This is a genomic window from Desulfobacterales bacterium, assembly GCA_021647905.1.
Taxonomy (GTDB): domain Bacteria; phylum Desulfobacterota; class Desulfobulbia; order Desulfobulbales; family BM004; genus JAKITW01.
In genome coordinates, this window is the sequence record JAKITW010000002.1 from 43,125 (window position 1) to 69,019 (window position 25,895).

Below are 25,895 nucleotides of genomic sequence, written 5' to 3' on the forward strand. Positions count from 1 at the left end.
TATCCAGGGTAACGACCAGTTGACCCCGCTATTGTTGCGTCCTTGTCAGATCGTGCCCATCCGGAAATTGCTCATTTCTGGACGGACACTAGATATCCAGGTCCGACACCTCAAGGGCATGGGTCTGGATAAAGTCCCGCCGCGGCTCCACCTTTTCTCCCATCAAGGTGATAAAGATGTCGTCCGCCTTTTCCGCGTCGTCGATTTTCACCTTCTGCAGGGTCCGCTTGTCCGGATTCATGGAGGTTTCCCAGAGCTGCTCCGGATTCATCTCGCCAAGGCCTTTGTAGCGCTGCAGGGAACTGCCCTTAAAGGATTCCTTGCGGATAAGGGTCAACAGTTGGTGCCAGTTGTCCGCCTCAAAGGTGTGGGCGCCCGACTCTATGACGAAGCGCTGCTTAAGGTATTGCCTGATCCGGGGGTACATGGTGATCGCGTTCCGGTATTCGGGAATCAAGGGGATCTCCGGGCCAACGGTGATGACCATGTGGGCCTTGTCCTTGATAGCGGCGTCAAACTCGTAACAGCTCGGTTTCCACCGGCTTGTCCGGAGGTTGCCGAGGATCAGTTTTTTTTCGTTTAGTTTGTTTTTCAATTCAGAGACAAACACCTCGTCGCTGAACTGGTCGGCCGAATACACCCCGTTTTCCAGGAGAAAATCGACCATCTCCCCCCAGATATTGATCCGGTCAAGGTAATCGATTATTTTTTGATAGGTGGTCAGCTTTCTTAACACTCCCTGAAGGTCGTCGATGCGTCCCGATCCGTTCTCGCCGGTCATTGATACGGTCATCGAGGAACCGGCAAGGCTGAAGAGATACCGGTTCAGCATCTCTTCATCGGTGAAAAACCGCTCCTTTTTGCCGCGGCCCAGACGAAACAACGGCGGCTGACCAATGTAGATATATCCGCCCTCAACCAGGGAGTGCATCTGCCGGTAGAAGAAGGTCAGGAGCAGGGTCCGGATATGGGCGCCGTCCACGTCGGCATCGGTCATGATTATAATTTTGTGATAACGCAGCTTTTCCGGGTTGAAATCCTCTTTGCCTATGCCGGCGCCCAGGGCGGCAATGATCTGCTTGATCTCCTCGCTGCCCAGAATCTTATCGAACCTGGCCTTTTCCACGTTCATTATTTTGCCGCGCAGGGGCAGAATAGCCTGAAAGGCCCGGTCCCGTCCCTGTTTGGCACTGCCGCCCGCCGAATCACCCTCAACCAGAAAAAGTTCCCGTTTTTTTGGATCTTTTTCCTGACATTCCGCTAGTTTCCCGGCCATGAGCAGATCAAGACCCACCCCTTTTTTCCGGGACAGGTCCTTGGCCCGCCGGGCCGCTTCCCGGGCTCGGGCCGCTTCCACCGCCTTGGCGAGAATCTTTTTTGCTTCCTGGGGATTCTGCTCCAGAAAGATGGAGAGTTTTTCATTACAGATACTCTCGACAATGGAGCGGACCTCGCTGTTGCCCAGCTTGGTCTTGGTCTGTCCCTCGAACTGGGGATCAGGAACCCGGACCGAGATAACACTGGTCAATCCCTCGCGGACATCGTCGCCCCCCATCTTTTCCTTCAGGTTCTTGGGCACGACGTCATCGCTGGCATACCGGTTGATGCATTTGGTCAGCGCGGCCCTGAAACCGGCCACATGGGTGCCGCCTTCCTTGGTATTTATATTGTTGACAAAGGTGAAAAGCCGTTCATTATAACCCTCGAAATATTGAAAACCTACCTCGACCTGAACCTGATCCTTTTCTCCGGTAAGAATGATGGGCCGGGTGTTGATCACTGTTCGTTTTCTATTCAGGTACTCTACATATTCCTCTATCCCGCCCTTGTAGTTAAACTCATCATCGGCCCCGCTTCGTTCATCCTTGAGCAGAATTTTTACCCCTTTGTTGAGAAAGGCCAGTTCCCGCAACCGCTTTTGAATGATCTCGTACTTATATTCGGTAGATTCGGTAAATATTGTCGTGTCCGGCTTAAAGGTAATGGTGGTGCCGGTATGGGAACTCTTGCCGACTATCTCCACCTCGCTCTCCTTGACACCGTAGCGGTAGGTCTGGCGATAAATTTTTCCATCCCTTTTTATCTCGGCAGTGGTAAGCTCGCTCAGGGCGTTAACCACCGAAACACCCACCCCGTGCAGCCCGCCGGAAACCTTATAGGTGGAGTTGTCGAACTTGCCGCCGGCGTGCAGGGTCCCCATCACCAGTTCCAGGGCTGAAATTTTTTCCTCAGGATGAATGGCCACCGGAATGCCGCGACCGTTATCCTCGACAGAAACGCTGTTGTCCTTATGGATCGTTACCCGGATTTTGGTACAGTATCCGGCCATTGCCTCATCGATACTGTTATCAACCACCTCGTAGACCAGATGATGGAGCCCGCCCTCGGAGGTATTGCCAATATACATGGCCGGTCTTTTGCGTACTGCCTCCAGACCGGCCAGAACCTTTATCTGTTCCGCGCCATAATCCTTGTTATCTTCAACCACTGTATAATCCTTTGTAATATTTTATAAACTGTTCCCGGACAAAGCACTTTTTCCGACACCGGGTGGCCTTTTCCACCTGTCGAGCAGACTTGTTGCCCAGTGAAAATTGTCGGTCTCGCAACAACCCGCTCGACGGACGTGATTCGTCTTGTAACTTGTTGATTTTATAGGGTGGCATTTGAAGCCTTTCGGGTTGTTACAAGTCCATCAAAATTTTCTGTCGGATTATAAATATCAACCCTTTCCCCTGGAAAACAAAGACCTGGGTATCCTTGAACCACCCCATTAAAATTCCTCTGGGTGGATATTTTTTTTCATTGTTATCCTGGGGGGGAAAAATAGTTGAGGGGCTTCATTTTAAATTTTCATCGGCATTATAATACTCATAAAACCAGGATCATCATCCCCCTGGATAAGACAGGGGCTCTGCTCGGAATTTATATATAGCTTTATTATATCACTCTTCATTACCTGCAGGGTCTCTATAAAATATCTGCAATTAAAACCAATAGTTAAAGGTTCACCATCATATTTTGTTCCGATCTTGTCAGTGGCATTTCCATAGTCGGCATTATGGGATGATAAAACAATGCTTTCCTTGTTAACATCCAGTTGCACCGCGTTAAAATTATCTTCAGTAAACAGATTGGTTCTTTTCAGGGCTTCAAGGAACAACACTCTTTCCACTTCTATGCTTTTTTCCATAACTATTACTTTTATAATATTACGATAATCAGGAAAATCGCCGTTTAATAAGCGAATAATAATCAGCACTTTTTCGCTTTTTAAAACAATCTGTTTCTTGTCAAAACCCACCCTTACTGTTTCGTTTGCTTCACAAATTTTGCGTATCTCCAACACCCCTCTCCGGGGAATAATTATATTTTTTTCAAAACTTATATTTTTTATTTCCTCCTGTGCCCTTCTCTCCATGATCGACAACCGGTGACCGTCCGAGGAAACCATCCGTAAACTCGGGCTGCCATCTTTCAATTCATCCCTTTCCAGGAGAATTCCGGTAAGGGTAAAATTGCTCTCCCTCTCGTTTGCCACGGAAAAGACTGTTTTTTCAATAAGTTCGTTAATGGAATCACAGGCAAATGATACCATATCACCATCATTGTATTCAGGAAAAGCCGGATATTCCTCAGCTGCCGTGCCGGCGAGATTATAGACGCTTGATCCGGCAACGATCTTCATCCAGTAGTTGTCCTGTTCCTCCAGAGAAATTTTTTCCGTACCGGATTCCTTGACGATTTCATAAAGAATTTTGGCCGGCAGGGTAATGGCTCCCGGCTGAACAATCTCCGCCGGAACCATATTTTTAATCCCTACTTCCAGATCTGTGGCAATCAATTCAATGGTGTTGTCAGCACATTGAATAAGTACGTTGGCCAGGATGGGCAGGGTTCCCTTTTTGCCGCTGATGTTTTGTAACAAAGCAAGGGCGGATAAAAAATGTTCTTTCGATACATTCAGTTTCAGAGCCATACAGAATCCCTCTTTCTAATTATTTTTTATTTTGTTTATTTGAGAGAGAAGTATTATTAGGGGTCTTGAAATCTTGAAAAAGTAGATAACCTTTTTAAATGTATAAAAAAACAAATGTTAATTCCAGCGGTAAAAAAACAGGAAAAACAGGTGTTGTCAGAAATTAACAAATTTTAAATAATATATGAAAAAAAGCTTAAATTCTAAGGAGATAAAATTTAAACAAATATAGTGTAAAAACATTAAAAGTTCAATGATAATAACACGGCAGAACAATATTGTTCAGCGGGCGAAAAATGAATTTATGGGCGCGGGAAACAACAGGATAAAAAGGCTTGGGCCGGTATTGGAAAAACTGTTTGAACAGGCGGCAAAAGAGGGTGTTTTTTCTGGCGCGGCAGTGGGAGTACAAAAAGGGCTGGGCCGGGGCCGGAAAAAGTATACAGCGGTTTATGGAAAGAGTTCCAGCGCACCGAGGGCGAAAAAAGTATCACCCGGCAGTTTTTTCGATCTGGCATCGCTTACCAAACCCCTTGGCACCACCCTGGCTGTTCTCTGTCTGATCAAGGAAGGAAAAACAACCCTTTGTCAGAGGCTCACCGCCCTTCTGGACGAGGGGGTGCCAGGGGGAAAAGAGGACATAACCCTGTGGCAGCTGCTCAATCACTGTTCCGGTCTTCCCGCCCACCGACCCTATTACGAAAAGATGGGCGGAATGGGGCAAGAGAAAGCCAGGAAAAAAATTTATTCGATGATATTAAAAGAACCGCTGGCCGCGGTTCCCGGAACCAGGGCGATATACAGTGACCTTGGTTTTATGTTGCTCGGCCGGATTATTGAAAAAAAATCAGGAAAAACCCTGGCCGACTATCTTGCCGACAGGGTGATGACCCCGCTGGGACTTGAAAAGAAAATTTTTTTCAGCGGGACGGAGGGGTCGGGGAACAACAACCCGGGAGCGGGTTTTGTTGCCACCCGCTACTGCTCCCGCCGCCACAGGGTTATCTGTGGCGAGGTGGATGATAATAATGCCGCGGTTATGGGGGGTACAGCCGGTCATGCCGGCCTGTTCGGGGATATTGAAGGGGTGCTTGCCCTTACCTCCCATTTACTTGAGATGTGGCATCAACAAAACGAACATCCAGGTTTTTCCAACCAGGAGCTGGCCTGTTTTTTTGAAAGAAAAAAAGAGATTCCAGGGAGCAGTTGGGCCCTGGGTTTTGATACCCCTTCCTTTACAGGATCAAGCAGCGGCCGTTTTCTTTCCGCTAAAAGCGTCGGTCATCTCGGTTTTACCGGCACTTCTTTCTGGATAGATTATAAAAAGGAGTTGGTAATGGTGCTCCTGACCAACCGGGTCCATCCTGGCGGCGATAACAGTCTTATCCGTTCCTTTCGGCCCCTTTTTCATGATACTGTGGTGAAGAGCCTTTTTTCGCTTGAGGAATAACCAGGGGCTGGTAACAGTTGACCCGGGCGCAACCAGGCCGGTTATTTCCCCAGCACCGCGGTTTCGAAATTAAAGGACCTGACCTTGGCAACAACCTGTTCTTCGCCAATATCCTCTGGATCGTAGAGAATGGTGATAATTCCGTCCTGGTAATTGACCGATGCCGCCAGGATACCGTCGGTGTCCAGGAGCACGGTCTCCATATCCATGGCGCAGCCGGTGCAGACGATGTTTTTTATCTGAAGACGTATTTTCTGTTCATTCATTTTCATTATCCGGTAAAAATCCTTGTCTGATGATTTAAAAAAAATATGAAAGAAAACCAAGCCGTTTTTCCTGGCAGGCCGGAACAAATTGTTTTTATAAGCTTTTTATATTTTGTTATTCCCCTTCTGCTTTATATATTCCGGGGTCTTGACAACAATAGTCTTACCAGCTGGCAATGGATTTTTCATGGTTTTGGGGTTTCCGGTTTTTTTGTTGTGCTGCTTGCCGGTTTTTTGGGCGCTGTTTTTCTGGCCAGATTCTCCTGTTATGAACAAAAACCAATATTTCTTTTTATCGCTGCATGGGTGAGCGGCGCCCTTTTCTGGGGGGTGCCGGAGGTTATTGTTGATACCTCGCGATATTTTACCCAGGCCAAGGGCCTTGAGCTGTTCGGACCCGGATATTTTTTGGGCCACTGGGGGAACGGGATTTTTGCCTGGACCGACCTGCCCCTGATGCCCTTTATCTATGGGCTTGTTTTTAAATATCTCGGCGAAGCAAGGATATACATCCAACTGCTCAACACCACTTTTTTTGGATTGACCGCTCTCCTCACCTATTTAATCGGCAAAACATTCTGGGGCCGGGAGGTCGGGTTCCGGGCCGGGTTGCTGCTCCTGGGAATGCCCTATATCTTTTCCCAGGTGCCGCTGATGCTGGTTGATGTTCCGAGCATGTTTTTTCTCACCCTTTCGGTCTATACCCTTGCCACGGCCTTAGACCGAGGCGGGGTCTTTTATGTTTCCCTGGCCGCAGGTTCTCTTTTTCTCGCCTTTTTTGTCAAATATTCACTATGGCTCTTCCTGTCGGTGAATGTTTTTGTTTTTCTCGTTTATCTCAAAAAAAACCCTGGGCCGGCGATCAGAAGGTGTGCCGCGGTTTTGTTTTTATTCGTTCTGTTTGCCGGAACAGTGGTCCTTGCCCGGTACGACTTTTTTGTCGAGCAGATAACCTTTATAAAAGAGTATCAAAAGCCCGGCCTCGGCCGGTGGAGCGAGAGTTTTGTCTCCACCTTTCTTTTTCAGGTTCATCCCTTTATAACCATGGCGGCCCTGTTTTCCGGTTATCGGGCAGTGCGGAAAAGAGATTTCCGCTACCTGGTGATCAGCTACCTGGTTCTTTTGCTCGTTTTTCTGCAAATAAAACGAATACGATATATTTTGCCGATCCTGCCGATGCTCGCCCTGCTCGCCTCCTACGGCCTGTGTATGGTCAAGGACCGGGTGGTGCGAAAATTTATCATCTGTTGCGCGGTTGGTTGTTCCCTGGCTGTGGCCCTGGCGGCATACCAGCCGTTTTTGCGCAACATGGGAGCGGCAAACCTGAAGGATGCCGGCTTCTTTCTGGACAAACAGGAGACAATCAAGACCGCCCTGGTTGTTATCTCCCGGCAAGGAAAACAGATACTGAACCAGGCCGTTTCCGTGCCCCTTCTCGACCTGTATACCAACAAGAAGATAATCTACAACCAGATCGATCCAGCGAAAAAACCAGCCGATTTTCTGACATCTTCACTGCGTTTCACCTGGGAATACCAGGTGCCGGGCTTTTACCTGGAGACCGCGGGCAAAGAGCGGCCCGCGGATGCGGTTGTTGTTGTTGCGACCAGACAAGACATGGACTGGTCCCCTTCTATCCGGGAAAGTATCAAGGGGTTTGACAGGGTAAAGATGTTTGGCCGGACAACCGGGGTGTTCAAACACCAGACCTTTGTCACCATCTATTATCATTGACAAACCAGCATGGCCGGACCAAACTTTACGGCCGCAGCCACAACCAACAATGAAAATCTCCCCGGACACCTGGCGTTGTCACGGAACGATTTTCATATAAAAGTGCCCGGTATATCGCCCTAAGCCGTCACGGATTCAGGCGATATACAGGTTCAGGCTATATAAGGATAACCGTGGGCATGACTCCAGGGACAACGCTTTTGACACCCTGGCCCGGCGGGCGGCGGGATGTTTCTTGTCAAAATTTCCCCAACAAACCACAGGTGCAAAAAAAGTTCATCAACAGACTGTTTCGGGTCAAGCAACCGTTAACCTTTGTTCTTGACATTTATACGGCTACAAATTATATGACTTCATACCACGTTGTGTCATACCACAAGGTGGTACGGGGCTTTTAGCGGTTTTAAAAAATGAGGCAGGGCTCATTTTCATGAAAAAAAAGGGGTGGTGGCAACATCGCGGGTGTTAAGGGTTGCCGGTAAGGTTTTACTTGGCTGAAAGAGTCTGGTTTGTCTGAAAATCCCCGATAAACAAGCATGTTGTTCGTGGCCGGGTTTTTGCGGCAGATTAAGCCGTGAAGATCCATAATGTTGAAAAACAGGTTATCTGGGCTTCAAAAGGTTTTTCACTCAGGGAGGGAGTATGGAGGAAAAAAGGAATGTCAGGTGGGCGTATATTATTTTGGCCGCCCTCATCCTGATCAGTCTGGTGTATTGGGCCGCGGATACATACTATATGTATCTCATTGTCTATATCTGGTTCGGTGTTGCCTATGGATTAATGCTCCAGTATGGACGTTTCTGTTTTGCCTCGGCGTCAAGGGATCTGTTCGCTGCCGGGGTGCCGCGAATGGCGGTTGGTATTCTGGTGGCGCTGGTTTTTTTCAGCGTGGTCCAGGCCATTCTGGAATCGGTCAACATGAGTACCTTTCATCCTGCGCCGTTCGGTATCCATATGCTGATCTCGGGATGCGTCTTCGGGGTCGGGATGGTTTTTGCCGGCGGTTGCGCCTCTGGCTCGCTGTATAAGATCGGTGAGGGCAATATGACCTCGCTGCTGGCGGTTATTTTCGGCCTTGCTATCGGCCAGGCCATCTTCGTCGATGTCGGCGGCATATTCAACAACCTGATGCCCCAGTCCTGGGTAGACCAGGCCGCGCAGACAGCAGCGGCCATCAAGGCCGGTTCCGGGATTGAAATCCCGGTTAATTCCTGGTTTGATTACTACCTGGTCGGCTATGTCTGGCATCAGCCGCAGTTTACCATTGCCAAGCTCATTTCCGGCGGGCATCCTACCGCCATTCATTATTTTATTGGCAATTCACTGATAAATTCAATTATTCCGGCAATAATCCTGGTTTGCATCATCTATTATGTTTATCCTCGCAAGGTGTTCCTCAAGAGAAGGAAGAAGGCCCTGAAGAAAGAGGGTAAGGAACCGGTAACCGGTTTTAAGGATGAACTGGCTGGCATCTGGGCCATGATTATCGCCTCGAAACGGACCAGTCTGATGGGTATTCTGGTCGGTATTACCGCCGGCCTGCACATCCTGACCATGGCCGGTATGCAGCATAAATTCGGGATCAAAAACTTCGGCACCCTGCTCACCCGGATGGGATATTTTTCCGATGTTTCGCTCAAGGGCACGGTCTTTGATCCCGGCTACTGGTATATCACCAGCCAGGAGGGTCAGGTCGGCGCCTGGATTCTGGAGAAGTTCGGCTGGAACATGCATGACAACATGTTTTTCGGTTATGTAAACGGCCTGCCGGAGCTGTGGCGCAACCCGGCCCTGTGGATGTCGATTGGGATTGTCTTCGGCGCCATGATCATGGCCCGCCTGAACAACGAGTACAAGTTCAAGCTGCCCTCGTTTGAGTTGATTGTCTGGGGCCTTACCGGCGGCCTGCTGATGGGGTTTGGTTCGCGGCCCTCTCTGGGCTGCAACATCGGCGGCTTTTTTATCCGGGCTGCCGGCGGCGACCCGAACGGCTGGGTCTATGGCACCGGCATGGTGACCGGGGCCTTTGTGGGGGTAATAATCTTAAACTGGTGGACTGATAGAAGAATGGCGCAACAAATGGCTGATTTTTAAAAAACTAATGGATAATATGGAGGAGTAATCATGGCAGCAAAAGTGGACTTTAATAAAATCGATGATAGCACATATTCACTCGACGTTTGTGGTTTTGTGTGTCCGCACCCGCAGTTGTACACGAAAAAATCCCTGGAAAAGATTAACGAGGGCGATATCCTGGAAGTGGTTTTTGACAACCCCTCTTCAAAGGAAACCATCATCCAGATGGTCGAGGCCGGTGGTAATGATATTCTGGAAGAGAAGACCGAGGGCGGCAAGATTTATATGAAAATAGAGAAGGGTTAATCTGGTGAGTGTCAACTGCCAGCCACAACCAGCCAGAGTATTTTTCTGGCGTTAGGGAGGATATATGAAGACCCAATTTGTGATAATACTTCTAGTTGTTGTTGGAATTTTAAGTTTCATTATCGGGTACAGCGTTGCACCTACTGATATCGCCACGCTCCGGCACAGCGTGGCCGGGAAAGCTTCCGCCGGCGGTGGTTATGGCGACAGCGGTGGTTATGGGGCCGACTCCGGCGGCTACGGCGGCGGTTACGGTGCTCCGGCGGGCGGCGGTTACGGTGCCCCTGATGCCGGTGGCTACGGTGCCCCGGCGGCCGGCGGTTACGGTGGCGGCTACGGTCAGTAGATCTACCGTAACCGCTCACCGGGCACCGGGTCCGCGTTGTTGTCGGGCTGTCCGTGTGCCAAGGGATAACGAGCTGGTCTCTGCCTCGCATTTCCGGTACCCCGCAAGCGGTTAGCGGGCGGGAGGCAACCCGGAGTCCGGCGACTTACCGTGTGAGCGGTTATTATCAGCCCCCCTTTTTTGCAAGGAGACGGCGTTTATGAAAAAACTGTTGATAGCGGTTGATGATACCAAGAGCACAAAAGAAATTTTCGACAAATATGCAAAAATCTGCAAATGCATGGCACCCGACGAGACCCTGCTGTTATATGTTGAAAAGTTTGAGGGCCGTTCGTTGATCGACGCGATGCTCGGAGATGCCGAACTCTCCACCTTGAAAGAGGTTCTGGAGGGCACGGAATACAAGGAGGCCCTGGATCAAAAGGCCCGCACGGTTTTAAGCTATTATAAGGGGGTGCTGGAGCAGGGCGCCTCCGGACTCAACGTGCGGACCCTGGTCAGGGAAGGTCATCCTGCCGACGAGATCCTGAAAACATCCCAGGAAGAGGATGTGGACATGATCCTGGTCGGTTCGCGGGGCCGGGAGGGCGCTTCCCGCTGGTTGATGGGCAGCGTCAGCCGGGCGGTTGCCAATACCGCCGACCGGCCGGTGCTGATTGTCAAGTAGTATCGGATAGATTTGTTATAGCCCTGGTCAGCCGGACCAGGTTGTGCTTTCCGGGTATTAAGGTTAACACCAGAAGATCATCGTTGCAGGTGATCTTCTGGTGTTTTTGTTTGACAACTCGGGAAAGGGGTCTTCTTCTACCAACGGCCGCTCCATTGAGGTAAGCGTTCACCAGCACCTCATCTTCGCCCATTTTGGCCTGCTCGAATAGCACCAGTATGCTTCGCAGTCCCAAATGAACGAATCTAAGCCACTGGTGAACGCTTACGGGCATGAGATTACCATAAATCCGTACCTCCGGTGAACGGTTACCCATTGAGAAGGGCCGGCTGTTCATAACCAGGCTATCAAACAGGAACTCGCTTCGCCGCGGCGGCGATTCGGAATCCATAAGCATATCCTGCCGAAGTTGTTTCAATTTCCGCAACCTTACACATAAACTCCTGGTTATGAAATGTGCCTTGATCATTCCCGCCTGGGTGCCGGAAGAGATTTTTTCCGGCAAGACCGCCGGCTCCCAGATCAACTACTGGCAGCCGCTGGGAACCCTCTATGTGGCCTCGTCCCTGCAGCGGGCCGGGCATGAGGTGAAGTTCTTTAACGGCGCCTTTATGACCAATGCCCAGATCATTGCCGCGGTGGGTGAGTTTGCCCCGGCGGTGATCGGCCTCTACTCCACCACCTTTGGCTGGCCCAAGGCCCAAAAAACGGCTCGCGACCTCGGAAAACAGATGCCAGGCTCCTTTATCGTGGTCGGCGGTCCATATCCCATTGCGGTACAGGAAAAATGTCTGGAGGAGTGCGCTGATATCGACGCGGTGGTCACCGGCGAGGGCGAGTTGACCATGGTGGAGATGCTGGCCCGGCTCAAGGACCAGCAATCCCTGCAAGGAGTGGAGGGGGTTGTCTATCGCGAGCAGGGGATAATTAAAAAGAATCCGCCCCGTCCCCTGATCATGGACCTGGATTCGTTGCCTCCGCCGGCCCGGGAATTGCTCGGCGAGGCCGGCCGCTATATCCCGCCGCCCGCCACTTACAAACGGCGGCCGGTGGCGGTGCTTATCACCTCCCGCGGCTGTAACCGGCGCTGCCTTTACTGTTTCCAGATCGACAGAACGAGAAAGAGCGGTATCCGCTATCGTTCGGTGGATAACGTGCTGGCCGAGATCGAGCTGATCCTCGGCCAGGGTTACAAGGAGATCAAGTTCATCGACGACACCCTGGCCGCTGACTATGATCGGGCCATGGAGATCGCGCGCCGGATCAAGGAACAGGGTCTTGATTTCACCTGGTTTGCCTCGGCCTGCGTCAACCAGGTGGACAAGCCGCTGCTCCGGGCCTTTAAGGATGCCGGCTGCTGGGCCGTACTCTTCGGGGCCGAGAGCGGGGTGCAGAAGGATTTGAACACCATCCGCAAGGGGATTACCCCGGCCCAGATCAAGAGGGCGGTGAAGGCGGCAAAAGAGGTGGGGTTGACTGTCTATACCCCGTTTCTGTTCGGCATCCCGGGCCAGACCTTTGCGGACGGCCTGAAGTCCATCGAGTTTGCCTGCGAGTTGGACCCGGATATCGCCAACTTCCACGCCCTGACCCCTTTTCCCGGTACCGATCTCTACGATAATATCGAAAAGTACGGGACCATGTCCGAGGACCTTAGCGATTACTCCTACCAGGGTGCGGCCTTTGTTCCCTATTCCATGACCAGGGACGAGATAGCCCAACTGCGGCAGATTGCTTTTAAGAAGTTTTACTCCAGGCCCGGGTTTCTCCTGCGCCGGTTGTTCAAACTGCGCACCATCCACGACCTCCAGGCCGCGATCCACGGGATCAAGAGCATGTTCTGGCTCTGGATCAGGAGGGGCGTGTTCAAACGGTAAACGGTTACAAGCACCGCGTCTTTACCTGGGGCGGAGTTGGAGGTATTCCTTGAGCAGGGCCGGGTAAAGGCGCGGGTTGAAGAGGATGTTGGTCATCATGTAGCACTCGTGGGTGCAGTGGCAGCCGCCATCCCTGATCCAGGTCAGCACCTTTTGCGCCTTGTCCGTGGCCAGCACCTGGTTGATATCCAGGCCATGGTCGCGGATATTGCCCAGCTCCAGGGAGAACGACTCACAGGGATAGAGTTCGCCGGTTTCGGAAAGCACCAGGTTGAGCCGGCCGGCATAGCAGTCAATCAACCTCCGGTCCTGTTTGGCGGTCTGGTAGATCAGCCGCCGCTGGAGGATGTCCTGGGCCGCCTTGAGCCGGGCTCCGGCAAAGCGGTAGATCGAGCCCTGCTCCTCCTTGAGCTTTGTTTCCAGTTTCCTGGTCACGGCCCGGTACTTCTCCAGGTCCAGTGCTTCTAAATCACCTTCCGCCCGCTCGCCCCGGATCAGGGACACGGTGTGGGTCTTGATCCGTTCCATCCGGCCGACCCGGTCGATGATACCGGCCACCGCATCCTGGTTTTTCGAACAGAACACCGAGTTGATTCCCAGGTCGAAGTTGGGATACTCATCCAACAGTTCGCCCAGTGCCTGACAGGTCTCCAGGGTCTTTTGGTAACAACCCCCGACCCCCCGGATGGAGTCGTGCAGTTCCTGGTCGCCGTCCAGGGAGAGCTTGACCACGATGGTGCTTTTGGGACAGGCGCGGAGCACCTCGGTGACGGTCTTCTTTATTCGTCCGGTCATGATCCCGTTGGTGGGCAAGAGAATGATCACCGGCTTGTTTTTCTTATAAAAAATTCTGGTGATCTCGACCAGGTCGTTGCGCAGGAAGATCTCGCCCCCGGAAAAGGCGAGCCAGAGCAGGTTGGGCAGCGAGGAGGCCAGGTCGTTGATCTCGGCCAGGGAAAGTTCTCTGGCTGCCGGTCCGGTCTCCGCCCGGGGAGCGTTGTGGTTGATATAGAAACAGAAAGGACAGCGGGCGTTGCAGCGGCGGGTAATGAAAAAGGTGAACTGGATCGGACGACGCTTGGCAACGATGGAGCCGACATGACGAAGGGGGGAATAGGCCATCAACTGATTCCCCGGTATGAATAGTGAACGATTCCGGTCAGTCCCCCGATTCCCACCGGAACCGGGTAGAGTAGAAAATAGTAGCTGGCGGCCAGGAACAGAAAGCCCGGTCCGCCGGCCCGGTAAAAGGCAATGAGCTGGCCGCGGTTGAGCAGCAGGGTGGCGGGGATGATCAGCGCCAGGGGAAGGAGCCAGGCCGGTTCTTGGGAGAGGTGGCCGATCAGCAGGAGACAGAAGCTGATAAACCAGGTCAGCACCGCGGACTTGAGTTCCTTCGAGGCGGTGCCGGAGTCAACCATCAGGTCGCGGTTGTGGAGCGAATAACGGGTCCAGTAGTGTGCTTTGCGAAAACCGTTTTTGAGCGAGGCGGTGAGGTTGAGGTTGAAGATGTGGCGGACCAGGATTTTCGGCTCCATCACCAGCCGCACCCCGTTTTTTCTGAGCCGGTGACTGAACTCCACGTCCTCGATGATCGGCATGAATGTCTCGGGAAACCCGCTGGATTTTTTGAATGTCTCAGATCTGATTACCAGGGCGTGGGAGGCGATATAATCGGGCCGGTCAGGGGTCTTGGTTTCGGAGTAGTGAATAAAGGCCGACTGGAACCGGCTGAAAAACCCGGGGTCAAATGGGCGCAGGGTGTAGGTGCCGCCGATGGCGGTATTGGTGCCGTGGGCGGCAACCGCCCGGGCGGCGCGGGCCAGGGCGTCAGGTTCGAGCAGGCAGTCGGCGTCGATGAAAAAGAGAATCTCCCCCTTGCTGTTTGCCGCACCGGTGTTCCGGGCAACCGCGGCCCCGGACCGGACCGGCAGCCGGATCAGTGAACAGGGGTGGGCGGCGATGATCTTCCGGGAGCTGTCGGTGGAGCAATCGTCAACCACCACCACCTCGAAGTTATCATAGTCAGAGGCAAGGGCGGCCCTGAGGCAGTTGCCCAGGGTGGCGGCCCCATTATGGTTGGGGATGATGATCGAGATGAGAGGGCCCACAGTCGGTCCGTTTCAGGCGCAATCAATCAGAACCAGAGATAGGTGGATGGGTGAAAAGGAAAAAGGGGCCTCAATCACGAGGCCCCTTTTATAAAAACCGCGCCAGTGGTGTTACCACCAGCAGATGGTCTTGTCGGCAGCCATGATCTTATCCACCAGGGTATCGTAATCAGGGGAGTCAACGTTGAGGTCGAAGTTGTCAGCCTCGCGGTCCTGGCAGACAATCTCCACCAGTTTTTTGGTGTCGTCCGTGGGAGCGGAACGGTATACGTTCAATATCTTCATTGCATGGTTCTCCTGCTATTGTTTTATATGAAGGCCGGCACGTGAGTGACGGTCTTGCCATGCCGGGGTGACGCCTTTCGTTTTTTTGTTGTGGCAGCGTCCCAAAAGTTATGGTCCAGCCATGCTGGTTAGTCCTGAACACCGTAGGGAACGATGACATCCATTTCCCGGAGTTTCTGGCCCAGCTCTTCAATAGTGATGGCGGTGAACCCGTTGTTCTCCACATTGGCCGGTACCGTGGAATAGGCCTCGCCTTCCATATCCCGGATCCATTCCATGTTTTCGGCGTGGTATTCGCTCAGCGGGGCAAGCTCGGTGTTGAGCACCACGGCGTAGGAGTAATGGTTGGCAACGGCAAGACCCAGGGTGGAGCGGAGGCCGTCAAGGGTATCATCCTCGTTTTTTGCAAACATGAAGCATACTTTTTTAGACATGGTAACCCCCTAGAAACTGATATATTTATCACAATTATCAATAATGGCGCCGTGCTTGGCCTGGGTGGACATATTTTTATCGGTAAGACCTTCGGGAATGTCGGTCAGCGGATCCCAGCCCATTTTTTTGTAGCTGTCCGCGCAGATGTCCACGTGGGCCAGCTTGCACAGTTCGGAAAACCGCGGATCCTTGGCCAGCCTGGTGCCCTTCCAGGTAAGGAAGATGGTGACATCCGATCCTTTTGCCTTTGCCGCCTTGGTTATCCCCAGAATATGATTCATATACCTGTCCGAGGTGACGAAGATGCCTAAACTTTGTGCCATATTGTCCTCCTATACTTTTGGTGTGTCCCGCCCATGATAAACTCCAGGCGTACCCCTTGTTTACTTGGTTATCGATTTCAGCCTTTTTTAATATAAAACTTAAAAACGCCTCCCTGTTCCGTGCTTTTCAAAAAGGTATGGCCGGCGTATTTGCTCCAGGCCGGCAGGTCAACCCTTGATCCCGGATCAGTGCCGATTATTTCCAGCACCTCGCCCGGCTTCAGCCTTTCCATGACCTGTTTTGCCTTTAACAAAGGCATGGGGCAGGATAACCCCCTGGTATCCAGCGTTGCCGCCGGGTTGATCTTGTCAAGCGCCATGGTTCCCGTGCACTTTACCACAGAGTGGTATCTTGTGGTAATTTTTATAGGTATGCGGCATGAAAATTTATCTTAACCGGATGACACTGTGAAAAAATGAACCAGCCTTCACTTTATATTTTTATTTTAAGCAGTTGTCAATATGGTTTTCGCCTGTTTTTCGCGCGGGCACCGGCTTTGTGGCAGGGAGAGGGGGGGTGGTTGTTCCGAAAAAATAAAATTTTTTTAATATTTTTTGGCCAGGGAAGGGTTGACAGCGTATTATGGGGCGATTCAGGAAACAGATTAAGGTAGAGTGGGGGCCGGCAGGGCGGAAACTTTCAACTTCAAGATATTCGGGTTATGGAACAGGGACAGGCCATGGGCATGGGACGGCCGGAGCTGCGCAAGCGGGTTTTGACCATCCGGGACCGGCTCCCGGTAACGGAGCGGGCCACAAAGAGCGGGCAGATCCACAACAGGCTGTGGCAGCTTCCGGCCTTTGCCAATGCCGAGCTGCTTTGTATCTATGTCAGTTTTCGTAGTGAAGTTGAGACCATGGGGTTGATCCGGCAATCTCTGGCCTTTGGGAAAACCGTTACCGTTCCCCTGACCGTGATTGATCCGCCGCAATTGATTCCCTACAAGATCGATGACCCGGACCAGGACCTTGTTTGCGGGTATTGCGGGATACCGGAGCCGGACCCCGGCCGGACCGGGCCGGTCGATCCCGGCGGGATTGAGGCGGTGCTGGTGCCGGGCGCGGTTTTTGATCCCCTGGGCGGCCGGCTCGGCTATGGCGGCGGCTACTATGATCGGTTTCTGGCTCTCAAAGCGCCGCAGGCCGTCAGGATCGGCATTGCCTTTGCGGCCCAGCTTGTTGACCGGGTGCCGGTCCTGGCCCATGATCAGCCCCTGGATTATCTGGTGACCGAGGAGCGGGTCTTGTCAACCAGGGCCCGGCAAGGGGGTTGACTGGCAACCCGGCCATTTTTTTTGAGGAGATGATGAAAAAAACAGCAATTTTCCGCGATGATCTCTTTCTGGAGCACCGGCCCGGGGCCCAGCATGTGGAATCCCCGGACCGGCTGGCGGTAATTTACGGCCTGCTTGACCAGCCGGAGTTTCAGGAGCGGTTTCTTTTTCCCGGCTGTGTCCCGGCCACCCCGGAGATCCTGGGACTGGTACACACCCAGGACCATATCAATCGAATTGGTGCAACCGCGGGCCGGGAGTTTGTCGGTCTGGACCCGGACACCGGGACCTCGGCCAGGTCATACGATGCCGCCAGCCTGGCCGCCGGCGCGGTGGTCAACGGGGTGGAGATGCTGGTGAACGGTGAGATCGACAACGGCTTTGCCCTGGTTCGACCTCCGGGCCACCATGCCGAGGCGGACCGGGCCATGGGGTTCTGCCTGTTCAACAATGTCGCGGTGGGCGCCCGGTACGCCCTGGACAAACTGGGACTGGCCCGGGTGTTGGTGGTGGACTGGGATATTCACCACGGCAACGGCACCCAGCACATTTTTTACGATTCCAGCCAGGTGTTTTATTTTTCCACCCATCAGTACCCCTATTATCCCGGCAGCGGCGGCGTGGGTGAGGTGGGGACCGGCCCGGGCCTGGGTTTTACCCTGAACGTGCCCCTGCCGGGCGGCCAGGGCGACCGGGACTTTGTCTCGATCCTGCGGGAGATTCTGGTGCCGGTGGCCAGGAAGTACCGGCCCGAGCTGATCCTGGTCTCGGCCGGATTCGATATCTATGAGGGTGACCCCCTGGGAACCATGCGGGTCACCAGCCAGGGCTTCGGTGCCATGACCCGGGTCATGACGGCCCTGGCCGACGAGGTCTGTCAGGGCCGGCTGCTCTTTACCCTGGAGGGCGGCTATGATCTTATCGGCTTGCGGGACGGGGTAGCGGCGGTGCTGGCCGCGCTCAACGGTCAGCAGGATGATACCGGGCCGGAGCCGGCAACCGTGGCGGTGCCGGGCCTGGAAGAGGTGCATCATATTGCAAAAAAATTTTGGAACATTTAAGGTTGTCGGTCTTGTAACAGGTGCAACACGTCTGACCCGATCACCGGTGCCGGTGGTAATTGACAAGCGAGGAGCCATGAAGATAACCGAAGAACAAATTACCCATGTTGCCGACCTTGCCCGGCTGGAGCTGAGTCCCGGGGAGGTGGGTTCCATGACCGTGCAACTCGACCGGATCCTCTCCTATGTGGAGAAACTGAACCAGCTTGATACCGCCGGGGTGGCGCCCACCACCCATGCCCTGTCGATTCAAAACGCCTTTCGCCCGGACCAGGTCAGGCCTTCCCTTGACCGGAAGGACTCCCTGGCCAACGCCCCGGCGGAGAACGGCGAGGCCTTTGTGGTACCCAGGGTGATCTGAGCGAGTTGGCCGGGATTATCCCGGCAAGACAAGCAATTGCTGTTGAATGCAAAGGGAGAACAAGCGTGGAACTCCATAGTTTGACCATCCATGGATTACAGGACCTGCTGGCCCGGGGAGAGGTCTCTTCCCTGGAGGCGACCCGGGCGGTTCTGGATCGGATTGAAGCAGTGGAACCCCGGGTCAGGGCCTATATCACCCTGGAGCGGGAGCGAGCCCTTGAACAGGCGCGGGCAGCCGATAAACAGCTGCGGACCGGCAGCGGCGGTCCCCTGTGCGGGGTGGTGCTCTCGGTAAAAGACGTGCTCTGTACCAAGGGGGTCCGCACCACCTGCGGTTCCCGGATCCTGGAGAATTTCGTGCCGCCCTACGACGCCACCGTGGTGGAGAAATTGAAAAAGGCCGGGGCGATTATTGTCGGCAAGGCGGCCATGGACGAGTTTGCCATGGGCTCGACCTCGGAAAACTGCGCCTTTACCGTGCCCCGCAACCCCTGGAACCTCGATTATATCTGCGGCGGTTCCAGCGGCGGTTCCGCCGCCGCAGTGGCTGCGGATGAATGTTTCGCCTCCCTGGGTTCGGATACCGGCGGCTCCATTCGTCAACCCGCCTCCCACTGCGGGATCGTCGGACTCAAACCCACCTATGGCCGGGTCTCCCGCTACGGGCTGGTGGCCTTTGCCTCTTCCCTGGACCAGGTCGGACCGATGACCAAGGACGTGCGGGATTGCGCCCTGATGCTGCAGTTGATCAGCGGCCATGATCCCCGGGACTCCACCTCAATGGACCGGCCGGTGCCGGATTATACCGCTGCCCTGGGCCGGGATGTGGCCGGGATGCGGATCGGGATCCCCAGGGAGTATTTCGGTGCTGGTCTGGATCCGGAGGTGGAGGCCGCGGTGCGCCAGGGGATCGATACCCTCCAGGCGGCCGGCGCCCTGATCGTCGAGGTCTCCCTGCCCCGCACCGAGTACTGCGTGGCGGTCTACTATCTCATCGCCCCGGCCGAGGCCAGCTCCAACCTGGCCCGGTATGACGGGGTGCGCTACGGCTTCCGCCAACCCGGCGACACCCTGGCCGAGATGTACCGCAACAGCCGCTCCCAGGGCTTTGGCGATGAGGTCAAGCGGCGGATTCTGATCGGCACCTATGCCCTTTCCTCGGGCTATTATGACGCCTACTATAAAAAGGCCTCCCAGGCGCGGACCCTGATCGTCGAGGACTTCAACAAGGTCTTTTCCGAGTGCGATGTGCTTGCCTCGCCGGTGTCGCCCACCCGGGCCTGGCGGCTGGGCGAGAAAAACAAAGACCCGCTCAGCGTGTACCTTTCCGACATCATGACCATTTCCGCCAACCTGGCCGGTATCCCCGGCATGTCGGTTCCCTGCGGTTTCAGTGCTAACGGCCTGCCCATCGGCATCCAGCTCCAGGGGACCCATTTTCAGGAGGAGAAACTGTTCACCGTGGCCGCGGCCCTGGAAAAGCGGCTGCCACTTACCCCGCCCAAACCCAAGGCGGTATAAAACAGGTGTTAAGGCTAAGGGTTGTCGGAACGTTACGGCCGCAACATCGAAACCAACAGGAAACAGCGTGAAGATCAAGGTAGCATCCCATATCGAGTCCATTGTCCCCTATCCGCCGGGCAAGCCCCTGGAGGAGCTGGAGCGGGAGTACGGGATTACCGGCTCCATCAAGCTTGCCTCCAATGAAAACGCCTGGGGGCCCTCTCCCAAGGCAATGGCCGCGATCAGCCGGGCCCTGGCCAATCTGCATCGCTACCCGGACGGCAGCTGCCATTACCTGGCGGAAAAACTGGCGGAAAAACTGGGGGTCAAAACCGGGGAGATCGTCTTTGGCAACGGTTCCAACGAGGTGATCGGCTTCCTGGTCACCGCGCTGGTGGCCCCGGGAGACGAGGTGATCACCAGCCGGCCCACCTTTCTGATGTACCGGAAGCTGGTCCAGGTCCAGGGCGGGATTACCCGGGTGGTACCGATGCAGGGGATGCACCACGATCTGGCGGGAATCCTGGCCGCGATTACCGAAAAGACCCGGCTTATCTTTCTCGACAACCCCAACAACCCCTGCGGCACGGTTATTGAAAAACAGGCCTTTGAGGATTTTCTCGCCCAGGTGCCGGAGCAGGTGGTGGTGGTGCTGGACGAGGCCTATATCGATTTCGTCGACCCGGCGGTCCGGCTCGACGGCCTCTCCTACCTGCCGGGCCGGCAGAATAAAAAGGAGTTGCACAAGACCGTGGTGATCCTGCGCACCTTTTCCAAGGCCTACGGCCTGGCCGGGCTCAGGGTCGGCTTCGGGGTGATGGATGGTGAGCTGGCCGGTTTCCTGCACCGGGTCCGCCAGCCCTTTAACGTCAACACCCTGGCCCAGGTCGGGGCCCTGGCCGGGCTGGCCGATGAGGAGCATTACCGGACCACCATTGACGGCACCGCGGCCGGCATGGAATGGCTCAGCCAGGAGGTGGCCAGGCTGGGCTGCGTTCCGCTGGCCTCGCAGACCAATTTTTTCCTGATCAACGTCAGGGGCAACGGCAAGGAACTCTATGAACGGATGCTGCGCAAGGGGGTGATTGTCCGGCCCATGCAGGCCTACGGCTTTCCCGATCATATCCGGATCACCGTGGGCATGGAGGCGGAAAACCAGCGTTTTATCAAGGCCCTGGCTGAATCATTGCAGGAACTCGGCTATGTCTAAGGGCGCGGTGATCACCATTGACGGTCCGTCCGGGGCCGGCAAGAGCACGATCGGCAGGTTGTTGGCCGCCCGGCTCAACTATACCTATCTCGATACCGGGGCCATGTACCGGGCCGTGGGGCTCAAGGTCCGCCAGGCCGGCATTGACCTGGACGATCCGGTCGACCGGCCCCGGCTGACCGAACTGCTCGACTCCCTGGATCTTCGCTTGGCACCGGCCCAGGGTGAGGGCCGGGATACCCGGGTTTTTCTCGATAATATCGAGGTCAGCGCGGCGATCCGCACCGCTGAGATGGGGATGGTCGCCTCCCGGGTGTCGGCCGAGCCGGCAGTCCGTAAAAAACTGACCGAGATGCAGCAGCAGCTGGGACGGGCCGGCGGAGTGGTGGCCGAGGGCCGCGACACCGGTACCGTGGTTTTCCCGCGGGCCGAGTATAAATTTTATCTGGATGCCGGGCCGGAGGAGCGGGCCAGGCGGCGCTGGGAGCAGCTCAAGGAAAAGGGCCAGCTGGTGGACAGGGAAGAGCTGCTGGCCCAGATCCGCAAACGGGACCATGATGACCGCAGCCGGGCCCTGGCCCCGCTGACCCCGGCCGCGGATGCGGTGATCATTGACTCCTCGGCCATGAGCATTGATGAGGTGGTGGAAAGTCTGCTGGCCCGGATCAAGGGATAAAGCAGCCGCAAGCCGTTTTCACCAGCCCTGATCCCCCCGGCCGGCCCCTTTCCGGGGTAACCACGCACAGGGTGGCGCTTTCCACCTGTCGAGTACACTCCTTGCCCGGTAAGATTTCCAGCTGTTTTTCAGCCGGTGGTGAGAATCCCCATCACCAGGCCGGCACAGCGGATCATATCGGCAAGCTCAATGGTTTCATCCGTGGTATGCACCTTGGTCATGCCGGTGCCGATGATGGCGCAGTCATACCCCTTACTGGTAAGGATATTGGCATCGCTGCCGCCGCCGGCGGTGCGGAAGGCGAGGTCCCGGCCGGCCCTGGCCGCCCGCTGGATGACCGGGGCGTCCCTGGCCAGCTTCATCACCGGATACTCCTGAACAACGGTTACCGCCACCCCGGATTTTCCGGCCGCCTTATCGCAGTGACCGCTCCAGTCGTCCACCACCTGGTAAAAGGTCTCCTTGACCTCCTCGGTCAGGGCGTTGAGGGTGGCTTCGGAGTGGCTGCGGATTTCGCCCATGACCACGGCCTTTCCCGGAATGATATTGGTTGCCACCCCGCCCTTGATCAGCCCCACATTGGCAGTACTCTCCCTGTCGATCCGGCCCAGGTGCAGCTCGGCCACGGCCCTGGCCGCCAGCTGGATGGCATTGATCCCCTGTTCCGGATTCAGGCCGGCATGGGCCGAGACCCCGCAGATTTCAGCGGTGTAGCGGTTGGCGGCCGGCGCGCCAATGATCACGCTGTTGGTCTCGGTGGTGTCCAGGGCATAGCCCATTTTTGCGATCAGCCGGCTGCAGTCAAGGGCCTTGACCCCCAGGAGGCCGATCTCCTCGCCGGTGGTGAAGATAAACTCCACCGGCCCGTGGGGGATCTTGTTTTCCCGGAGCGCGCGGATCACCTCGATCAACACGGCAATGCCGGATTTATCGTCAGCCCCGAGCACGGTCTCGCCCCTGCTGGAAAAACGGTCGCCCTCCCGGACCACCGCAACCCCCTCGCCCGGCTGTACCGTATCCAGGTGGCAGTTGAAAAAAACTGGTTCCAGGTCCAGGCCGCCATCAACAAAACGGACAAGCAGGTTGCCGCAGTCCGAGCCGGTGACCGGGGCCGAGTCATCCTCAAACACGCTGGCCCCCATTTCAGTGAAAAGGGTGGTGAGATAGGCGGCCAGCGTCCCCTCCTTTCCAGAGGGGCTGTCGATTTCACAGAGTGTTGTAAAAAGATCGGCCAGTCGTTCCTTGTTGATTACCATGGTCATTACCTCTGTTCAGCCCAGCTTCTATTCTGTGAAACCGCGACTTGCTTGTTTATCAGTTTTGTCGGTCTCGCAACAACCGCTCGACGGACGTGGCTCGTCTTGTAGCTTGTTGATGTTATCCGGTGGCATTTGAAGCGTTGGGGGGTTGTTACTGGTTCGTCAATTTTCCGTGCAGCACATTGATCCCGCGCCTCAGGGCCGGATCCTCTTCCGCTGCCCGTTCAACACCTTTATCGGCAATGGCCAGGACAAAGGGCAGGGTGACGTTGGTCAGGGCAAAGGTCGAGGTTCTGGGCACAGCGCCGGGCATGTTGGTGACACAGTAGTGAATGATCCCATTGATATTAAAGGTGGGTTCCGAGTGGGTGGTGGGTCTGGCGGTCTCCACGCAGCCGCCCTGGTCAATGGCCACATCCACAATCACCGCCCCTTTTTTCATGGTCTTGAGCATCTCCCGGGAGACCAGTTTCGGGGCGTTGCTCCCCGGGATCAGCACCGCTCCCACCAGCAGGTCGGCAACAACCAGCTCCTGTTCGATATTATGCTGGTTGGACATCAGGGTCGTGATCCGGTTGGCAAGGATGTCTTCCAGGTAGGCCAGCCGGTGCAGGTCGGTATCGAGCACAGTGACCGTGGCGCCCAGGGCGGTTGCCACCCGGGCCGCATTGGCGCCCACGGTGCCGCCGCCGAGAATGGTGACGTGGCCGTGTTCCACTCCCGGCACCCCGCCCAGCAGGATGCCGCGGCCGCCTTTTTCCCGGGCAAGAAAATGGGCGCCCACCTGGACGGCCATCCGGCCGGCCACTTCGCTCATCGGCGCCAGCAGGGGGAGGTAGCCGTTTTCCAGTTGAACGGTTTCGTAACCAATGGCCGTGACCCCCTTGTTGATCAACGCCCCGGTTAACTCCGGCAGCGGGGCCAGGTGCAGGTAGGTGAAAAGAATAAGGCCCGGTCGAAGAAAGGGGTATTCGGCTTCAATTGGTTCCTTGACCTTGACCACCATCTCGGCCCGGCCGTAGACCTCCTCGGCCCGGGCCACGATCTCGGCCCCGGCCCGCTGGTATTCAAGGTCGCTGATATCACTGCCCTGGCCTGCCCCGGCTTCCAGCAGGACCCGGTGGCCGGCCAGGGTTAAGGTCCTGACCCCGGCCGGGACCATGCCCACCCGGTATTCCCGGTCTTTTATTTCTCTGGGTACGCCGATGATCATGAGTGGTTTTCCCTTTTGTAAAAAAAGCCTACTTACCATAGGGGGCCGGGTGTTGACCAGGGCAAAACGTGATCCACGGCAAAAAACCCCCGCCAGAAAGGAGTGCCGGGATCTTCCGGGTGACAGGGCTGAACAGCGGTTTCCAGCAAATGGAGAAACCATTTTTTTGACAAATCGTCATGTTATGGCTTTATATACTGTCACGCTGTGGTGTTGCCGCCAGGACCTGCTCCTGGCTTGAGGGGTGCGATCAGGAAATGCATTCTATGTAATGGGATAACCAGGAGGAGCCATGGAACCGTTCCGGGTCAAGATCATTGATAAGGTTGCCACTGAAGGGCTGTTTCTTCCGGAGGAGCGTTATCGGGTCGGGCCGGAGGTTGACAATCCCCAGGCGATCATTGTCCGCAGTTCGCCCCTTGACATTGACGACTATCCCGGCCTGCTGGCCGTGGCCCGGGCCGGGACCGGGGTCAACAACATCAGCGTGGACAAGGCCACGGACAGGGGCGTTGCTGTTTTCAATACCCCGGGCGCCAATGCCAATGCCGTGGCCGAGCTGGTCTTTACCATGCTGGGGATCTGGGCCCGCAACATCCATCAGGGCCTGGCCTTCTGCCAGGACCAGCTCGACCTGGAGGAGAGTGAACTCGTTCGCCGGGTGGAAGCGGAAAAGTCGCGCTTCCGCGGGGTGGAGCTGGCCGGCAAGACCCTGGGGGTCATCGGCCTGGGCAAGATCGGGGTGCTGGTGGCCAACGGCGGGATCCAGCGCCGGATGCGGGTCATCGGCTTTGATCCCTCGCCGGCCCTGGAAAATATTCACGCCCTGGCTCCCGAGGTCTCCCTGGCCCGTTCCTTGGCCGAAGTGGTCGCAAAGGTTGATATTCTCTCCCTGCACGTGCCGCTCAGCCCCAAGACCAGGAAGATCGTCAACCAGGAGCTGCTCGACCGGATGCCGGGCCATGCCCTGCTGGTCAACTATGCCCGGGGTCCGATCGTGGACCGGGCGGCGGTGCTTGCCGCCCTGAACCAGGGAAGACTGGGCGGCTATATCACCGATTTTCCCTCTGCCGACATCCTGGACCATCCCCTGGTGCTCACCACCCCCCACCTGGGGGCGAGCACCGAGGAGTCCGAGGAAAACTGCGCCCGCCTGGCGGTCAACGAGCTGACAGCATATCTGGAGTATGGCAACGTGATGCGGAGCGTTAATTTTCCCACCACTGAATCCATTCCCCCGGATCACAGCCATTGCCGGCTGATCGTGATCAACCGGGATATCCCGGGGATGATTGGGTTTGTCTCCCATGCCGTTGGTGCCCGGGGGATCAATATTGCCAGCTATCTAAATGAAAGCAACGGGGAGATCGGCTATAATATTATCGACCTGGAGGCGCCGGTTCCGGAGGAACTCAAGGCGGAGATCGAGGCCCACCCCGGAGTGATCCGCACCCGGTCCATTGGGTGCGGATAAAAAAATT

At 55.4% G+C, this 25,895-nt stretch carries 26 protein-coding genes; 14 read left to right on the plus strand and 12 right to left on the minus strand.

All coding sequences use genetic code 11. The features are described 5' to 3' along the window. Nucleotides 1-88 precede the first annotated feature (88 nt). Nucleotides 89-2,488, minus strand: coding sequence for a DNA topoisomerase (ATP-hydrolyzing) subunit B (gyrB, locus tag L3J03_00580; protein ID MCF6289490.1), 2,400 nt, complete (start codon nt 2,486-2,488; stop codon nt 89-91). A gap of 357 nt (nt 2,489-2,845) precedes the next feature. Further along, nucleotides 2,846-3,979, minus strand: a complete 1,134-nt coding sequence (dnaN, locus tag L3J03_00585) for a DNA polymerase III subunit beta (GenBank protein ID MCF6289491.1) — start codon at nt 3,977-3,979, stop codon at nt 2,846-2,848. A gap of 304 nt (nt 3,980-4,283) precedes the next feature. Between dnaN and L3J03_00590 the strand changes: the two genes are divergently transcribed. After that, nucleotides 4,284-5,429 carry a serine hydrolase gene (locus L3J03_00590; protein MCF6289492.1) on the plus strand — a complete coding sequence of 382 codons (1,146 nt, stop codon included), beginning with the start codon at nt 4,284-4,286 and terminating at the stop codon, nt 5,427-5,429. Between the two features lie 41 nt (nt 5,430-5,470). On the opposite strand, the gene L3J03_00595 is transcribed toward L3J03_00590, so the two are convergent. Beyond that, nucleotides 5,471-5,701, minus strand: coding sequence for a heavy-metal-associated domain-containing protein (locus tag L3J03_00595; protein ID MCF6289493.1), 231 nt, complete (start codon nt 5,699-5,701; stop codon nt 5,471-5,473). A 210-nt stretch (nt 5,702-5,911) separates the two neighbouring features. Here L3J03_00595 and L3J03_00600 point away from each other — a divergent pair, with 210 nt between their 5' ends. The 5 genes from L3J03_00600 (at nt 5,912) to L3J03_00620 (ending at nt 10,824) form a co-directional block, all read left to right on the plus strand. Further along, nucleotides 5,912-7,429 carry a glycosyltransferase family 39 protein gene (locus tag L3J03_00600; protein MCF6289494.1) on the plus strand — a complete coding sequence of 506 codons (1,518 nt, stop codon included), beginning with the start codon at nt 5,912-5,914 and terminating at the stop codon, nt 7,427-7,429. 681 nt (nt 7,430-8,110) lie between these two features. After that, nucleotides 8,111-9,523 (plus strand): YeeE/YedE family protein, encoded by a 1,413-nt coding sequence (locus L3J03_00605; protein MCF6289495.1) that lies wholly within the window; start codon nt 8,111-8,113, stop codon nt 9,521-9,523. 30 nt (nt 9,524-9,553) lie between these two features. Then, entirely contained in the window at nt 9,554-9,811 is a 258-nt protein-coding gene (locus L3J03_00610) for a sulfurtransferase TusA family protein (protein MCF6289496.1), read from the plus strand. A gap of 64 nt (nt 9,812-9,875) precedes the next feature. Beyond that, nucleotides 9,876-10,157 (plus strand): hypothetical protein, encoded by a 282-nt coding sequence (locus L3J03_00615; GenBank protein ID MCF6289497.1) that lies wholly within the window; start codon nt 9,876-9,878, stop codon nt 10,155-10,157. 199 nt (nt 10,158-10,356) lie between these two features. Beyond that, nucleotides 10,357-10,824 carry a universal stress protein gene (locus L3J03_00620; protein ID MCF6289498.1) on the plus strand — a complete coding sequence of 156 codons (468 nt, stop codon included), beginning with the start codon at nt 10,357-10,359 and terminating at the stop codon, nt 10,822-10,824. Here the strand turns inward: L3J03_00620 and L3J03_00625 are convergent. After that, nucleotides 10,817-11,215: a hypothetical protein gene (locus L3J03_00625; GenBank protein MCF6289499.1), complete on the minus strand. Its 399-nt coding sequence runs from the start codon at nt 11,213-11,215 to the stop codon at nt 10,817-10,819. The genes L3J03_00620 and L3J03_00625 overlap by 8 nt on opposite strands. 58 nt (nt 11,216-11,273) lie before the next feature. On the opposite strand from L3J03_00625, the gene L3J03_00630 reads away from it, so the two are divergent. Then, nucleotides 11,274-12,701, plus strand: a complete 1,428-nt coding sequence (locus L3J03_00630; GenBank protein ID MCF6289500.1) for a B12-binding domain-containing radical SAM protein — start codon at nt 11,274-11,276, stop codon at nt 12,699-12,701. A 21-nt stretch (nt 12,702-12,722) separates the two neighbouring features. Here the strand turns inward: L3J03_00630 and L3J03_00635 are convergent, their stop codons facing one another. From L3J03_00635 to L3J03_00660, 6 genes are all read right to left on the minus strand, one after another. Beyond that, nucleotides 12,723-13,823, minus strand: a complete 1,101-nt coding sequence (locus L3J03_00635; GenBank protein MCF6289501.1) for a radical SAM protein — start codon at nt 13,821-13,823, stop codon at nt 12,723-12,725. Then, nucleotides 13,823-14,812 (minus strand): glycosyltransferase family 2 protein, encoded by a 990-nt coding sequence (locus L3J03_00640; protein MCF6289502.1) that lies wholly within the window; start codon nt 14,810-14,812, stop codon nt 13,823-13,825. Before L3J03_00640 ends, L3J03_00635 begins: the two co-directional genes overlap by 1 nt. Before the next feature lie 111 nt (nt 14,813-14,923). Then, nucleotides 14,924-15,097, minus strand: coding sequence for a hypothetical protein (locus tag L3J03_00645; protein MCF6289503.1), 174 nt, complete (start codon nt 15,095-15,097; stop codon nt 14,924-14,926). 128 nt (nt 15,098-15,225) lie between these two features. Next, on the minus strand, nt 15,226-15,531 hold the full coding sequence (locus L3J03_00650) for a hypothetical protein (protein ID MCF6289504.1): 306 nt from the start codon (nt 15,529-15,531) through the stop codon (nt 15,226-15,228). 9 nt (nt 15,532-15,540) lie between these two features. Next, the gene (locus L3J03_00655) at nt 15,541-15,855 is read right to left on the minus strand and encodes a DsrE family protein (protein ID MCF6289505.1); all 315 of its coding nucleotides are present in this window, start codon (nt 15,853-15,855) and stop codon (nt 15,541-15,543) included. A 77-nt stretch (nt 15,856-15,932) separates the two neighbouring features. Next, nucleotides 15,933-16,175, minus strand: a complete 243-nt coding sequence (locus L3J03_00660) for a sulfurtransferase TusA family protein (GenBank protein MCF6289506.1) — start codon at nt 16,173-16,175, stop codon at nt 15,933-15,935. 342 nt (nt 16,176-16,517) lie between these two features. On the opposite strand from L3J03_00660, the gene L3J03_00665 reads away from it, so the two are divergent. The 6 genes from L3J03_00665 (at nt 16,518) to cmk (ending at nt 21,942) form a co-directional block, all read left to right on the plus strand. Continuing rightward, on the plus strand, nt 16,518-17,129 hold the full coding sequence (locus L3J03_00665) for a 5-formyltetrahydrofolate cyclo-ligase (GenBank protein MCF6289507.1): 612 nt from the start codon (nt 16,518-16,520) through the stop codon (nt 17,127-17,129). Between the two features lie 29 nt (nt 17,130-17,158). After that, the gene (locus L3J03_00670) at nt 17,159-18,190 is read left to right on the plus strand and encodes a histone deacetylase (GenBank protein MCF6289508.1); all 1,032 of its coding nucleotides are present in this window, start codon (nt 17,159-17,161) and stop codon (nt 18,188-18,190) included. Nucleotides 18,191-18,266: 76 nt separating this feature from the next. Further along, nucleotides 18,267-18,551, plus strand: coding sequence for an Asp-tRNA(Asn)/Glu-tRNA(Gln) amidotransferase subunit GatC (gene gatC, locus L3J03_00675; protein ID MCF6289509.1), 285 nt, complete (start codon nt 18,267-18,269; stop codon nt 18,549-18,551). A gap of 65 nt (nt 18,552-18,616) precedes the next feature. After that, nucleotides 18,617-20,074 (plus strand): Asp-tRNA(Asn)/Glu-tRNA(Gln) amidotransferase subunit GatA, encoded by a 1,458-nt coding sequence (gatA, locus tag L3J03_00680; GenBank protein ID MCF6289510.1) that lies wholly within the window; start codon nt 18,617-18,619, stop codon nt 20,072-20,074. Nucleotides 20,075-20,141: 67 nt separating this feature from the next. Further along, nucleotides 20,142-21,266, plus strand: a complete 1,125-nt coding sequence (hisC, locus tag L3J03_00685) for a histidinol-phosphate transaminase (protein MCF6289511.1) — start codon at nt 20,142-20,144, stop codon at nt 21,264-21,266. After that, on the plus strand, nt 21,259-21,942 hold the full coding sequence (cmk, locus tag L3J03_00690; protein ID MCF6289512.1) for a (d)CMP kinase: 684 nt from the start codon (nt 21,259-21,261) through the stop codon (nt 21,940-21,942). Before hisC ends, cmk begins: the two co-directional genes overlap by 8 nt. Before the next feature lie 128 nt (nt 21,943-22,070). On the opposite strand, the gene L3J03_00695 is transcribed toward cmk, so the two are convergent. Together L3J03_00695 and ald are read right to left on the minus strand one after the other, a co-directional pair. Then, nucleotides 22,071-23,198 carry a M20/M25/M40 family metallo-hydrolase gene (locus tag L3J03_00695; protein ID MCF6289513.1) on the minus strand — a complete coding sequence of 376 codons (1,128 nt, stop codon included), beginning with the start codon at nt 23,196-23,198 and terminating at the stop codon, nt 22,071-22,073. Nucleotides 23,199-23,352: 154 nt separating this feature from the next. After that, entirely contained in the window at nt 23,353-24,414 is a 1,062-nt protein-coding gene (gene ald / locus L3J03_00700; GenBank protein ID MCF6289514.1) for an alanine dehydrogenase, read from the minus strand. Between the two features lie 292 nt (nt 24,415-24,706). Between ald and L3J03_00705 the strand changes: the two genes are divergently transcribed. After that, nucleotides 24,707-25,888, plus strand: coding sequence for a phosphoglycerate dehydrogenase (locus tag L3J03_00705; protein ID MCF6289515.1), 1,182 nt, complete (start codon nt 24,707-24,709; stop codon nt 25,886-25,888). Nucleotides 25,889-25,895 lie beyond the last annotated feature (7 nt).

What these genes read in the sequence shown, in the direction of transcription:
- dnaN (MCF6289491.1), bottom strand. Translation starts at nt 3,979, where the DNA reads ATGGCTCTGAAACTGAATGTATCGAAAGAACATTTTTTATCCGCCCTT.
- L3J03_00590 (MCF6289492.1), top strand. Translation starts at nt 4,284, where the DNA reads ATGGGCGCGGGAAACAACAGGATAAAAAGGCTTGGGCCGGTATTGGAA.
- L3J03_00595 (MCF6289493.1), bottom strand. Translation starts at nt 5,701, where the DNA reads ATGAAAATGAATGAACAGAAAATACGTCTTCAGATAAAAAACATCGTC.
- L3J03_00610 (MCF6289496.1), top strand. Translation starts at nt 9,554, where the DNA reads ATGGCAGCAAAAGTGGACTTTAATAAAATCGATGATAGCACATATTCA.
- L3J03_00615 (MCF6289497.1), top strand. Translation starts at nt 9,876, where the DNA reads ATGAAGACCCAATTTGTGATAATACTTCTAGTTGTTGTTGGAATTTTA.
- L3J03_00620 (MCF6289498.1), top strand. Translation starts at nt 10,357, where the DNA reads ATGAAAAAACTGTTGATAGCGGTTGATGATACCAAGAGCACAAAAGAA.
- L3J03_00625 (MCF6289499.1), bottom strand. Translation starts at nt 11,215, where the DNA reads ATGGATTCCGAATCGCCGCCGCGGCGAAGCGAGTTCCTGTTTGATAGC.
- L3J03_00630 (MCF6289500.1), top strand. Translation starts at nt 11,274, where the DNA reads ATGAAATGTGCCTTGATCATTCCCGCCTGGGTGCCGGAAGAGATTTTT.
- L3J03_00635 (MCF6289501.1), bottom strand. Translation starts at nt 13,823, where the DNA reads ATGGCCTATTCCCCCCTTCGTCATGTCGGCTCCATCGTTGCCAAGCGT.
- L3J03_00645 (MCF6289503.1), bottom strand. Translation starts at nt 15,097, where the DNA reads ATGAAGATATTGAACGTATACCGTTCCGCTCCCACGGACGACACCAAA.
- L3J03_00650 (MCF6289504.1), bottom strand. Translation starts at nt 15,531, where the DNA reads ATGTCTAAAAAAGTATGCTTCATGTTTGCAAAAAACGAGGATGATACC.
- L3J03_00655 (MCF6289505.1), bottom strand. Translation starts at nt 15,855, where the DNA reads ATGGCACAAAGTTTAGGCATCTTCGTCACCTCGGACAGGTATATGAAT.
- L3J03_00660 (MCF6289506.1), bottom strand. Translation starts at nt 16,175, where the DNA reads ATGGCGCTTGACAAGATCAACCCGGCGGCAACGCTGGATACCAGGGGG.
- L3J03_00665 (MCF6289507.1), top strand. Translation starts at nt 16,518, where the DNA reads ATGGAACAGGGACAGGCCATGGGCATGGGACGGCCGGAGCTGCGCAAG.
- L3J03_00670 (MCF6289508.1), top strand. Translation starts at nt 17,159, where the DNA reads ATGATGAAAAAAACAGCAATTTTCCGCGATGATCTCTTTCTGGAGCAC.
- gatC (MCF6289509.1), top strand. Translation starts at nt 18,267, where the DNA reads ATGAAGATAACCGAAGAACAAATTACCCATGTTGCCGACCTTGCCCGG.
- cmk (MCF6289512.1), top strand. Translation starts at nt 21,259, where the DNA reads ATGTCTAAGGGCGCGGTGATCACCATTGACGGTCCGTCCGGGGCCGGC.
- L3J03_00695 (MCF6289513.1), bottom strand. Translation starts at nt 23,198, where the DNA reads ATGGTAATCAACAAGGAACGACTGGCCGATCTTTTTACAACACTCTGT.
- ald (MCF6289514.1), bottom strand. Translation starts at nt 24,414, where the DNA reads ATGATCATCGGCGTACCCAGAGAAATAAAAGACCGGGAATACCGGGTG.
- L3J03_00705 (MCF6289515.1), top strand. Translation starts at nt 24,707, where the DNA reads ATGGAACCGTTCCGGGTCAAGATCATTGATAAGGTTGCCACTGAAGGG.